The 13,753-nt window shown below is 49.6% G+C and carries 7 protein-coding genes; all 7 read left to right on the top strand.

The genetic code is table 11. The features are described from left to right. The first annotated feature begins 365 nt into the window (after positions 1-365). The 7 genes from HW560_RS04235 to HW560_RS04205 all read left to right on the top strand — a co-directional run bounded on the left by HW560_RS04235 (position 366) and on the right by HW560_RS04205 (position 13,636). Positions 366-1,778, top strand: a complete 1,413-nt coding sequence (locus tag HW560_RS04235) for an alpha-L-fucosidase (protein ID WP_179262156.1) — start codon at positions 366-368, stop codon at positions 1,776-1,778. A gap of 313 nt (positions 1,779-2,091) precedes the next feature. Then, positions 2,092-3,072, top strand: a complete 981-nt coding sequence (locus HW560_RS04230; protein WP_179262154.1) for an ABC transporter permease — start codon at positions 2,092-2,094, stop codon at positions 3,070-3,072. 15 nt (positions 3,073-3,087) lie between these two features. Then, positions 3,088-3,996: a carbohydrate ABC transporter permease gene (locus HW560_RS04225; RefSeq protein ID WP_231952803.1), complete on the top strand. Its 909-nt coding sequence runs from the start codon at positions 3,088-3,090 to the stop codon at positions 3,994-3,996. Positions 3,997-4,124: 128 nt separating this feature from the next. Beyond that, positions 4,125-5,762 (top strand): ABC transporter substrate-binding protein, encoded by a 1,638-nt coding sequence (locus HW560_RS04220; protein WP_179262152.1) that lies wholly within the window; start codon positions 4,125-4,127, stop codon positions 5,760-5,762. A gap of 196 nt (positions 5,763-5,958) precedes the next feature. After that, positions 5,959-8,181, top strand: coding sequence for a helix-turn-helix domain-containing protein (locus tag HW560_RS04215; protein WP_179262150.1), 2,223 nt, complete (start codon positions 5,959-5,961; stop codon positions 8,179-8,181). A gap of 44 nt (positions 8,182-8,225) precedes the next feature. Beyond that, positions 8,226-10,538 carry a glycoside hydrolase family 3 N-terminal domain-containing protein gene (locus HW560_RS04210; RefSeq protein WP_179262148.1) on the top strand — a complete coding sequence of 771 codons (2,313 nt, stop codon included), beginning with the start codon at positions 8,226-8,228 and terminating at the stop codon, positions 10,536-10,538. Beyond that, the gene (locus HW560_RS04205) at positions 10,535-13,636 is read left to right on the top strand and encodes an alpha-mannosidase (protein WP_179262146.1); all 3,102 of its coding nucleotides are present in this window, start codon (positions 10,535-10,537) and stop codon (positions 13,634-13,636) included. Before HW560_RS04210 ends, HW560_RS04205 begins: the two co-directional genes overlap by 4 nt. The last annotated feature ends 117 nt before the right edge of the window (positions 13,637-13,753 follow it).

Below are 13,753 nucleotides of genomic sequence, written 5' to 3'. Positions count from 1 at the left end.
TATGCTGTTGCGATCCGAAAATGGCAACGCCGCTCGAAGTAGTGAGGTCTAACAAGTCTATACTTGTTGAACCAAACATTTCGCCGAAATGGAGTTAGAACCAATCTGAAGAATGCACTGCAATCGAAATGACTGGGCTTAATATGTCTTTCTTAGTTGAACGAAATATTTACACAATAACGGAGAGGGCAGAACGAATCTGAAGAAGCGGAGCGCTCGCCTTTATCCCCGGATTTTCCCCTTAGGAAAGGGAATCGAAAAAATCTGGGGATAACAGCGATCGGAAGATTGTTTTGACCGCGCAGTGGTCCAGTGTAATGCTATTTATTCAGCGTATGACATCCAATCCAAAGGAGATGAACGGGATGAGCGAAACCAAAGATACGGTGCTGGAACAGGAAGAGCAGGTTGTCGAAGCCGGGGTGCACAACTTTAGCAAAGAAGAGGAATGGGTGAAGCCTGAAGATCCGTTGCTGAATGAACGACTTGAGTGGTTCAAGGATCAGAAGCTGGGGCTGATGATGCATTGGGGTCCCTATTCTCAGCTTGGACTCGTGGAGTCCTGGGCGTTAAGTGACGAGGATGGCGATTGGTCGCGCAATGATATCGACTGGACTGACGACATGGAGCATTTCAAGCAGGAGTACTTTGATCTCAACAAAACCTTCAATCCCATTCGCTTTCAGCCTGAAGAGTGGGCACAGATGGCCGCTGATAACGGGTTCAAATATTTCCTGTTCACCACCAAACATCATGATGGTTTCTGCATGTGGGATACACATACCACCGATTATCGCATCACGGGCAAGGATACTCCTTTTCACACCCATAAGTATGCGGATATATGCCGGGCGCTTTTTGACGCTTTTCGTGCCAAGGGACTTGGCATCTCGGCTTACTTCTCCAAAGCGGACTGGCATACGCCATATTACTGGACACCTGGTATGGAGCGCGGAAGCCATATGTGGCGTGGACCATCCTATGATCCGAAAGCGTATCCATGGCTGTGGGAGAAATTCGTGGAGTTCACGCATGAGCAAATTATGGAGCTGCTGACCAACTACGGACGAATTGAATGTCTGTGGCTGGATGCAGGCTGGGTACGTGAAGGCCGACACGGTCAGGATATCCGATTGGGCGAAGTGGTGGAGCGAGCGCGTCAGACAACTCAGCCGTGGCTCCTCGCAGCTGATCGCACAGTAGGCGGACCGTATGAAAATATCGTAACTCCAGAGCAGACCATCCCGGAGCATCCAATGAATATTCCTTGGGAGAGCTGTATAACGGTGGGCAATTCCTTTGCGTTTGGATATGATGATCAGTATAAGTCAGCAAGACAGTTAGCGCATATTCTGCTTGAGGTCGTATCCAAGGGCGGTAATCTGGCACTGAATGTGGGACCACAACCGGACGGACGTCTTCCAAAAGGGGCAGTCCGAAGCATTCAAGCCCTTGGAGAATGGATCGGCACTCACGGGGAGGGCATCTATGGCACGCGGATTTGCGGACCATACTTCACAGGAGAGTGGGCCTTTACACGTAAGGAAAATCTCAACGTATCGTATGCCTTCCGTCTGTACAGAAGCGAGAACGAAGCAGTGCAATCACAGGTAGTCATTCCATATATGGAAAAGGTGGAGCGAATTGAACTCGTCGGCACAGATGATGTGCTGTCCTTCCAACGGACGGAAGATGGACTTGCTGTAGAGTTGCCGCAAGCGGCAGTTACAGAAGTAGCACCTATCACGCTGACGTTCAGATTGTTCACAAACCAATAAATCTACACTTCAACTCCCGGGGGACTTTTACAGTCCTTCGGGATTTTTTGGGTTGGTGATTTTTGCGCTATACCTGTGCTAAAGGACGATTTTCCCTTGTCTGGCAAGGGTTTTGGGAATAAGGAGAGGTGGGAGAAAATTGCAAATTGATAAAAGAGCACCGCTCAAGGTACTATCGATTTAAGAAAGCGTTACCTGACATTAATCTTCACACGGATGACGCTATTACAGAAAAAAGAGTCAAAGAAAAGGATGTTTAAGGGATGTAAATGTAATGTATTATTACACTTAAGGTGTAGAAGGAGTGACGCGAATGAGTCGAGCTATGGAAAGCATACCTGCACCGGTGGAGCTCCAGCAAGGAAAGAATTACGCAGAACCCAAGCGACAGCATCCATTTATCAGAAGCCTGAAGAAGCATTGGGAGCTCTATCTATTGGTGCTTCCTCCCGTATTGTATCTGTTGATCTTCAAGTACATTCCAATGGTTGGTGTACAGATTGCCTTCAAAGACTTTAGTGTCGTCAAAGGAATCTGGGGCAGCCCATGGGTTGGACTGAAACACTTTGAAGCCTTTTTCGAATCCCCGAACTTCTGGCTGCTAATCAAGAATACGATTGGGATCAGTTTCTACTCGTTACTCGCCGGATTTCCCATTCCGATCCTGCTGGCGCTCGCGCTGAATGAGATCCGAACAGGTTACTTTAAGAAGACCGTCCAAATGGTCACGTATGCTCCGCATTTTATCTCCACAGTCGTCATGGTATCCATTATCATTCTGATGCTGTCACCGCATGTGGGTGTTGTAGACAAGCTATTTACCTTCCTGGGTTTCCCGATGACCAACTTTATGGGCATTCCCGAATACTTCAAATCCATCTATGTGTGGTCGGGTGTATGGCAGGGCATGGGCTATTCATCGATCATTTATATCGCGGCTCTCGCTGGCGTTGATCCATCCCTCTATGAGGCAGCGAAGATGGACGGCGCTTCAAGGCTTCGTAAAATCTGGCATATCGACCTTCCAACGCTCGTACCAGTCACCGTCATCATGCTGATTCTAAGTCTGGGTAGCATTATGGGCGTGGGCTTTGAAAAAATATATCTAATGCAGAACCCGCTCAACACGAGTGCATCGGAAGTCATCTCTACGTATGTGTACAAGGTCGGTCTAATCGGGGCCAACTTCAGCTTTTCCTCGGCAGTAGGATTGTTCAACTCCGTGATCAACCTGATCCTGCTGGTTATCGTCAACGGCATTTCCCGCAAAGTATCCCAGAACAGCTTGTGGTAAAGGAGGAGCTCATCCATGTTCAACCTGATGAATCGTAACCGGATCAAGGACCCGCTCGGTGACCGTATCTTCATGACATTCAACTATATCTTTCTGTTCGCCATACTTCTAACGGTGTTTTACCCGCTCTTGTATATCATCAGTTCTTCGTTCAGCTCCTCGCGTGCCGTTACATCCGGTCAGGTGTGGCTGTTCCCGGTAGACTTTAACATCAAGGCCTACATCTCCATTTTCAAAAGCCAGCAGCTCATGCTCGGTTTCTACAACACGATCATCTATACCGTTGTAGGCACATTTATCAATGTGGCGCTTACGGTCATGCTCGCGTATCCGCTATCGCGCAAGTCGTTTTACGGACGGGGAGCCATCATTATTTTCATGATGATCACGATGTTCTTTGATGGCGGTCTGATTCCAACCTATCTCTTGATGAAAGACCTTCATCTGCTGGATACTCGCTGGGCGATGTGGCTGCCAGGGGCGCTCGCCGTGTTCCAGGTCATCGTAGCGAGAACCTTCTTCCAGTCTTCCATCCCGGAAGAGCTGGGGGAGGCGGCGGAAATGGACGGATGTCGGGACATCCGGTATTTGATCAGCGTGGTTCTTCCGTTATCGAAGCCGATTCTGGCGGTCATGACCCTGATGTATGCGGTGGGCCACTGGAATGCGTACTTTGATGCCCTGATCTATCTTCGTTCCGAGAAGCTGTTCCCACTCCAATATGTGCTGCGCAATCTGCTAATTCTAAACGCCGCAGACCCGGCAATGTTGGCCAATACGAGCCAGCAGCTAAGAGATCAGGGGTTCGAGCAGGTCCTGAAATACGCACTGATTGTAGTCGCCAGCATTCCTATTCTCATCATGTACCCGTTTGTGCAGAAGCATTTTGTTAAAGGGGTTATGGTTGGCTCGCTCAAAGGATGATCTTTGTCATCTGCGTCCGTTATGCCACTTGAAAGGAGGTGGGGGAACACTCCGGCTTCCGGGATAAGGTTTAACACGAGTACGTAATCAGAAGGTTATGCCGTTTTCAACAAAAAGGAGGAGTCAGATTGAAAAAATCTTGGATTTCGATGTTGTTTCTGGTCTTTGCTTCGATGGCTTTGTTGTCCGCATGTGGTTCATCCGAGGAGGCGGGTACAGGGAGCGACGGTAGCGGGGAGAACGGTGGCCCGGTAACGATGACCTTCTTTGCCCCACAAGGTAAAGCGTCCATGGAAGAAAATGAATTCACCAAATTTATCGAAGACAAGTTCGATGTTACCTTGAAATGGGATCTGGCCCCGACGGACGCTCTGCAAGACCGCAGACAGTTGCTGCTGGCGAGTGGCGATTATCCTGAAGTGTTTCTCCATGGCAAATTCACGACCTCAGACCTTCAAACGTACGGAAAACAGGGCGTGTTCCTCCCGCTGCAGGATCTGATCAAGCAGTACGGTCCGAATCTGACCAAGATGATGGAGGAGAAGCCGTACTTCAAAGAAGCAATAACTGCGCCGGACGGCAACATCTACGCTCTGCCGATTTTCAATGAATGTTACCACTGTACGTATGCGCAGAAGTATTGGATTAACACGGAATGGCTGGACAATTTGGGTCTGAAAATGCCAACCACAACGGATGAACTCTACACGGTTCTGAAGGCATTTAAAACACAAGATCCGAATGGCAACGGCAAAGCCGATGAGATTCCACTCACGGGTGCACCCAACAAGTACGTGTGGAACGGCAACATCGATGCCTATTTGATGAACAGCTTTATCTATAATGACAACGATAAATATCTGATCGTGAATGATGGCAAGGTTGATTTTGCGGCGAATAAGGAAGAGTGGAAAAAAGGGCTGGAGTACATGCATAAGCTGTATGCAGAAGGCCTGATTGATCCGGCTTCCTTCACACAGAACGATCAGGCGATCGGGCAGCTGGGCAACAAGGAAGGCGATGAAGTGGTTGGTTCCATTACGACAGCGCTGGTCAGCTACCTTGTGAACACGTATGACAAAGATATCACCCGCCACCAGCACTGGGACATCGTGCCTCCGCTGAAAGGGCCGGATGGTGTGCAGACGACAGGCGCTACGCAAAGCGTAGGTGAGTTCGAGTTCGCTATCACCAATAAAGCGACTGAAGCACAACAGATCGCCGCGATCAAAATTGTAGATTACATGTTCAGTGAAGAAGGGGCCCTGTATGCAGAGTACGGTCCAACAGAAGGTAAGGGCTGGAAGAAGGCGGATGCCGATGAGAAAAACATCAATGGCGAGCCTGCCAAATACAGCTACTATAACCTGCCTGAGCGCGATCCAAATGTTGTAGTCAATGAGAGTTGGTCACAGATCGGCGCACATGACTTGTCCAATACATTCCGCAATCTGTTTGCAGAAGGTCAGAACCCACTGGAAGCGGAGGGTTACGGGACACGTCTGGCGCAAGCAACCAATGTATATGAACCTTATGCGCCAAAAGAAGTCTATCCTGCGAACGTATTTATCCGTCCGGAAGATACAGAAACCGCTGCGCAGCTCACGACGGCCGTCAAGGATTACGTGATGACCAATATGGCTCAATTCATTATCGGCAGCAAAAGCATTGATAAGGAATGGGACGCGTACGTAAAAGGTTTCGATGGTCTGGGACTGAGCAATTACCTTGAGATTTACCAGCGTGCGATTGAGAAGAATCAATAAAGCTTGATGGATTCATGAATGAGGCTGTTCCGATGTCAACACAGGAATCGGGACGGTCTTCTCCTTTTGACAACCCCACTTCATTCGATAAAATTTACTGAATACTCATGGAAAATTAGCGACCAGATTGGCGCGGTTGTCATTCCAGCTTATGCAAAATGCTCATGCGTATAAACAATGGTGGGGGGCCTAGGAGATGAACAACAGTTGGTTTAGACGTTTGCTGCTATCGTATTTGCCTGTTTTTTTTATCGTGACCACAATCCTGTTTATCATCTTCTTTCAGGTATTCAATGAACAGAACCGGAGAGAAGCACTCAAGGCCAATGAGTTTCTGGCGTCACAGGTAACGCAATATTTGGACAATTCACTGCGCTCCATCGACTTCAAGGTGCTGCGTGATATTTTGACCAATCCCAACCTGAAAAATTATTATTCGGTAACCGGAAGCGAGGATGTGTATGCCGGAATTCAAGCAGTCCAGGTTATTGATGAATTGAAAATAGAGTATCCGCTAATTGATTCCATATATCTGGTGAGATACAACGACGATACGGTATTCAGCAATGGCAAGGCCGTGCCGATTGAGGAATTCCCGGATGCAGCGTTTATTAAAGACAGTCGTGCTGCGGCAACGCAAAAGTGGGTGGGGGCGAGATCCTTCAAGGCATTTCCGACCGAGGAAGGACAACAGGTCATTACACTCATTCGCGGTGTAGGAAACGGCACGGGTCTTGTGGTGGTTAACGTCGATCTGCCAACCTTGCAGAAATCTATTATGCAGATGTATGACCCTGAATTCACCTTCGTGAATATCTTTAATCGCTCTGGCGGCAATCTGTGGGACGGAGGAATGCAGGATGGCATTACAGCAGTTTCTCCCAAAACAGACTCAGGGGAAGTGTTCTCCGAATTTACATCCAGCTACAGCGGCTGGAAGGTACAGACGGGGCTCAACAATGGCAAGATCGTCAAATTTGCCCTGAAATTTTATAATATCTGGTTTGTTTTTGCCGTTGCCGTTGTCCTGATTGGTGTGGTGTGGGTGATCTATGTGACACGAAGAAATTACAAGCCCATCCAGCAGATTGTCACGTTGATTGAGACGGTGTCTTCGCAGAAACAGCCAAGCGTCGGTTATACGAAGGATAATGAGTTCCGTTTTATCCAGACTACGCTGGAGCAAATGATTGATCAAACCAAGCAATATCAGGAGGAGCATGAAGAGAACCTGATTTTGCAGAAGAAATATTTCTTTCAGGAGCTGCTGGAGGGTACGCGGGATTTTACCGGCGGTGAACTGACAGCGGAGATGAGCAGGTTCAAGCTCCCGCAGTTAGAGGATCGATGGGCTGTAATGGTGGTGGAGATCGATCAGTATTCCCGGTTCATGGAGGCGTACCACAATCAGGATCAATCCCTCCTGAAATTTGTGTTATCCAGCATTCTGCAGGAGAGTGCAAGGCACGAGGGCACCGAAGTGTGGGCTGAGTGGATATCGGATCAGCGTCTATATGCCATACTCTGGATTCCCGAAATGGAGAAAGGTGAGGAGACCGAGCAGAGAATGCTCTCCGGTTATCTGGACAGGGTTGGGCAGTATTTGAACTTCACCGTAACCATCGGTATTGGGAGAGTCGCTGTGGATGTCCGTGGTCTGAGAGCTTCGCTAAAGGAGGCGGTGCATGCCTTGGAATACAAGGCTGTGCTCGGCATGAATCGGATCATTCCATGCGGGGAGGTACCGAACTCAACCAATGATGTGTATGAGTTCCTGAAGACGATCTCTCTGCTGGTGCAGGCGATGAGACTGTCGGATGATGAATGGGAGAAGCATTTTGACCGCTTGTTCGAACAGATCCATGAATCCGTGCTCTCCCGCCAGGAGATTATGAATACGGTCCAATTGCTGTTCCAGCACTATAACCGGGAGTTCGCAGAACTTCCACGAGAATATCAGGAGCGATGGGCATCTGTATTTACACCACTTCTTCCCAGGTTGGAAGGTTGGGAGACGTTGAATGATTTGCGCGCGTTGTGCTGGGAAGGCTTCCGTGAACTGGCTGAAGAGATGCAGACGCTGCATTGCTCCAGAAAACATAGATCTCATATTCTTGAAATTCGCAAGTATATTGAACAGAACTACAACAATCCCGAGCTGTCGCTGAATTATCTAAGTGATCTATTTGATATCAATCCAAAATATTTGAGCAAGTTGTTCAAGGACGAAATTGGTGAGAAATTCGTGGATCTTCTGATTAGTCACCGTATTGAGAAGGCGAAACAGCTCATGCTGGAGACGGATAAGGCCATTCAGGAGATCAGTGAGGAAGTTGGGTATACGAATTACAATTCCTTCAATCGGGCGTTCAAGAATGTGGTGGGTGTAGCGCCTAGCGACTACCGAAAAGCCATGTGAGCCCATGCACCAGACTAAGCCGAACTCATAAGGAGAATGTGCATATGGACTATAAAGATGCTTCGCTTCCCGTTCAGGAGCGGACCCAAGATCTGATCGGGCGGATGACCACGGAAGAGAAGATCGGGCAGCTGATCCAGCCGATGGGGTGGAAGACTTATGTGAAGAAAGCAGATGGTACGGTTCAGGTTACGGATGAGTTTAAAAAGGACATCGCAGAGGGCGGAATTGGGTCTTTATATGGAACACTTCGTGCTGATCCCTGGACAGAAGTGACGCTGGATACTGGCCTGACCCCTAGGCAGGGAGCTGTTGCCACCAATGAAATTCAGCGGTATGCCATGGAGAACTCCCGGCTGGGCATTCCCATTTTGTTCGGGGAAGAGTGTTCTCACGGGCATATGGCCATTGGGGCAACCGTATTCCCGGTGCCGCTAGCAGTAGGAAGTGCTTGGAACACGGAGTTGTACCGCAGGATGTGTGAAGCGATTGCTGTGGAGACTCGGAGCCAGGGAGGAGCGGCAACGTATTCACCTGTGCTTGATGTCGTGCGGGACCCGAGATGGGGACGGACAGAGGAATGTTTTGCCGAAGATCCATACCTGATCGGTGAATTGGCGGTTGAAGCGATGAAAGGCTTGCAGGGTGATCGGCTCGATTCCAATCGGACGATTGTGGCGACACTCAAACATTTTGCGGCCTATGGCAGCTCGGAGGGTGGGCGCAATGCTGCTCCGGTGCATATGGGACTGCGCGAGCTGCACGAGGTCGATCTGCTGCCGTTCAAGAAAGCGGTGGAAGCCGGAGCATGTTCTGTCATGACAGCGTACAACGAAATTGATGGTGTGCCCTGTACGTCGAGTTCGTATCTGCTGAATGATCTCCTGCGCGAGCAATGGGGCTTTGACGGATTTGTCATTACTGACTTTGGTGCAATTCAGATGCTCGTCAATGGACACAGCACCGCGGAGAACGGGGAGCAGGCCGTCGCTCAGTCGCTTAAGGCAGGGGTGGATATGGAAATGTCCGGGTACATGTACCGCAAGCATCTCGGGCAGGCCTTGGAGCAAGGATTAATTGAAGAGCAGGATCTGGATACAGCCGTTAGGCGGGTGCTGGAGATGAAGTTCAGACTAGGTTTATTCGAACAACCCTTCGTTGATCCTGACTTTGCAGAGCAGGTCATCGGTTGTGAAGAACATATTCAGCTGGCGAGAAAAGTGGCGCAAGAGGGAATCATTTTACTCAAAAATGAAGACAACACCCTTCCGCTTAGCAAAACAGGAACAAAACTGGCGGTCATAGGTCCGAATGCGAACCATGTCTACAACCAGCTTGGTGACTACACCTCGCCGCAGCCGAGAGGACAGATTATAACGGTGCTGGATGGGATTACGCGCAAGCTTGGTGCTGACACCGGAAAGGTGCTGTACGCACCGGGCTGCCGGATCAAAGGGGATTCCAGAGAGGGCTTTGCGCAAGCGCTCGCCTGTGCTGAAGAAGCAGATACCATCGTTATGGTGATGGGAGGGTCAAGTAGCCGGGATTTTGGCGAAGGGACCATTGATCTGCGGACGGGGGCATCCGTTGTTACGGATGATCCATGGAACGATATGGAGTGCGGCGAGGGGATAGACCGTTCGTCTCTGAACCTGATGGGTGTTCAACTGGAACTGGTGCAGGAAGTACATAAGCTGGGGAAACCGGTTATTGTCGTATATATTAACGGACGGCCCATTGCTGAACCCTGGATTGATGAGCATGCCCATGCCATTGTGGAAGCGTGGTATCCGGGGCAGGAGGGAGGCAACGCTATTGCAGATATTCTGTTCGGTGATGTGAATCCATCTGGTCGCCTTACCGTCTCTATTCCCAAGCATGTAGGTCAGCTTCCGGTCAGCTACAATGCCAAACGCACACGGGGCAAACGTTATCTGGAGACCGATCTGGCACCACAATATCCGTTCGGCTTTGGGCTGAGTTATACGGAATTCAAGTACGAGAATGTAAGAGTTGTACCCGAAGTGATCGGACCAGACGATGAAGCAGAGGTGCAGTTGGAGGTCACCAATACGGGAGTAGTTGCGGGAAATGAAGTTGTGCAGCTGTATATTACGGACGTATCGGCTTCGGTCACCCGGGCCGAAATCTCACTGAAGGGATTTCGTAAAATTTATCTGGAGCCGGGACAGACGCGGACGGTGACGTTCCCTGTGCAAAAAGAGCATCTGGAGCTGATCGACTCCCGTCTCCAGTCTGTGGTGGAACCGGGTGAATTCAAGCTGATGGTTGGCAGCAGCTCCAGAGACTGGACTGCTTGTAATTTACACATCCAGAAGGTGGGGGTGGAGGTATGATTCGAATTCAGCGATTCATTCAGGATCTGGCTCAGCAGCAATGGACGGATACCATTGAACTTCCAGAGTGGCAGATGCAGAAAGCCAGGTATATCCGTCCTGGCGAATACGAGTATGAACAGGAGAATACTTCTGTTCATAGCTTGAATCCTCTCCATAGCAACCATGGAACGACTTATTTTCTGAGCAAAACCGTAGAGATTCCGGCCCATTGGGAGGAAGATGCGGTCGGGTTGATCTTCGAGACCAGGGGTGAAGGGCTGCTGAAGGTAAACGGCATGCCTTATCACGGACTGGACCGCAATCATGGGTATGTACCGTTGCCGAAGAGCCGTGTGGGAACTGCGCCTTTGCTGGAGATTGAACTATATGATCCCATACCGGAACCACATGACCCTTTGAATCGACAGGCGGTGATCCAGCCGCCCATTCAGGGCATCCGAGCTGCTTTGGTTCGTGTTAATTCGCCTTTACAGAGTCTAATGTATAGCATTACGGTACTTGCAGAATCACTCCGAGCATTGCCGGAGAAAGACTTAAAACGCACCCGTCTTATTCGGAATGTTCATCAGGTGATGGATAAGATGTACAACGAGCCGCAGCGCTGGAGTGAAGCAGTGTGGGTACAGCATTGGGAAGAATGGCTCGCACAGTCGGTGCAGGAGGAAGACCCGGAAGAGTACCGGGACGGATTCATGCATCTGGTTGGGCAGTCCCATATCGATATTGCCTGGCTGTGGCCTGTGCGTGAGACTGTGCGGAAGTCCAGCCGCACCTTTTCCACGATGTGTACTTTGATGGATGAGTATCCGGAGTTCGTGTATTCGCAGAGTCAACCGCAGCTGTATGCATTTGTGAAAGAGCATTATCCTGAGCTGTACGAACGAATCAAAGCCCGAATTGCCGAAGGTCGCTGGGAACTGGTTGGTGGCATGTGGGTCGAGCCGGATCTAAATATTCCGAGTGGTGAGTCGCTTGTGCGGCAGATCCTGTACGGGCAGAACTTTTATCAGAAGGAGTTCGGTAAACGTTCAAACATCGAGTGGCTACCCGATACGTTTGGCTACTGTGCTTCGCTGCCACAACTGCTTAAGCTGGCTGACATTCCTTATTTTATGACGACCAAGCTCAATTGGAATGATACCAACGTTTTCCCGTATGATCTGTTCCACTGGGTTGGCATTGACGGCACCTCGGTGCTTGCGTATCTCAATCATGGAGTAAATGAACATACCCGGCCCAAAGATGTCGATGAGCACTGGCAATCTTACAAGCAGAAGGATGCACACCCCGAGCAAATGCTGCTGTATGGGCATGGCGATGGTGGAGGCGGGGTAACGAACGAGATGGTTGTGTTCGCAGAACGATCCCATTTCATGGTTGGGCAGCCCATTAGCAATTTCAGTACGGCAGGCGCGTTTTTCGAAGAGATTTCGAACAACAATCCTAAGCTGCCAAAATGGCATGGCGACTTATATCTGGAACTGCATCGTGGAACCTATACAACTCATGCGCGCAACAAACGGAGCAATCGCAAAGCAGAGGTGCTGTATCGGGAAGCGGAAATTTGGGGGCAGTTTGCCGGAGTTGAAGCAGCGCAGGCGAAAAGTGATCTGGATGAAGGCTGGAAGCTGATTATGCTGAATCAATTCCATGACATTATCCCAGGGACGTCCATTCCCGAAGTATACGTAACATCTAAGGAGGAGTATACGACAGTATTCGCTCTGGGGACGTCGGCTATGGAAGGGACTCTTGGCCGTATAGAGGAACACATTGCGACAGATGGCTTCGACGGTCTGCCCTATGTTGTATTTAATAGCTTAGGTTGGGAGCGGGGAGAAGTCGTTACGATTACAGGCGACGAGAAACTGAGCGGTTTGGCAGTGTTCGACCATCAGGGTAATCGTCTGCCGAATGACCTTGAGGCAAATGGAGACGTGCTCACCTTGTCAGTCTATGTCCCGTCCATTCCGGCCTTTGGGTATACAACGTTATGGCTACGCCAGGCACTGGATGCAAATCTCCCTACTTTGAAGCAGGATGAATCCTTCCCTTCTGTCTGGGAAACGGACTTTTACACGCTTGAATTTAACGATGTAGGGGAGATCACCAGATGGTATGACAAATCCAACCAACGGGAGTGGCTGAAGCCGGGCGATAAAGCGAACGAGTTACAGTTTTTCCATGACAGACCAACGTATTGGGATGCTTGGGATATTGATCCGCGGTTTGAATCGCAACGTGCAGGAGTGGCAGAGCTGATCTCCAGAGAAGTAGTACAGCGTGGAGTAACGCAGGATGTCCTTCGGTTTCACTGGAAGTTAAACGAGTCGGAGATTCACCAGGATATGATCCTGTATCGTCATCAGCGACGTGTAGATTTCAAGACAAAGGTAAACTGGGCGGAGAGCCATAAGCTGCTCAAAGTGGCTTTTCCCGTTGATCTGATATCAGCCAAAGCAGCCTACGAAATTCCGTTTGGTGCGCTGGAGCGGCCAACCCATAACAACACCAGCTGGGAGCAGGCCCAGTTTGAAGTGTGTGGTCACCGCTGGGCGGATATCTCCGAGGGCAACAGTGGTGTAAGCCTGCTGAACGATTGTAAATATGGATATGACATCAAGGATCAGACGATCCGTCTTTCCCTGCTTCGTGCTCCAAAATGGCCGGATGAACATGCTGACCAGGGTGAGCATGAATTTATCTATTCCCTGCTGCCGCATCAGGGAGATTGGCGGGAAGCGGGTGTGGTACGACGTGCGATGGAACTAAACCACCCGGTTCGGGTTGTTGCGAGTGAACGACACTCTGGCACATTGCCGGCAGAACATAGCTGGGTTCATTTCCATAGTGAACATGTTATTCTGGATACAATCAAGGCTTCCGAAGATGGCACGGGAACGATACTTCGTTTCTATGAGTCATCTGGTGGAAGAGAAACGGTTCAGGTTCAATGGGCTGACGCGTGTATACAGACGTCTGTAGTCAATCTGTTGGAGGATGAAATTAGACCACTAGCTTGTCATGATGGGAAGTTTGAGCTGACGTTCAAGCCATATGAAATTCAAACCGTGAAGCTGGTTTCAACAGATTAGTCTCAGGAAACCGGATAAGAAATGATCGGAGAAAAAGGAGTGACCGGGTAGGGGTCGAAAATTGTATAGAGCATTCCGTCCGTCATGAAGGCTCACCAGGAATGGAAAATCAAATAC

The organism is Paenibacillus sp. E222 (assembly GCF_013401555.1).
GTDB lineage: Bacteria > Bacillota > Bacilli > Paenibacillales > Paenibacillaceae > Paenibacillus.
This window is presented reverse-complemented; position numbering and strand designations above follow the sequence as displayed.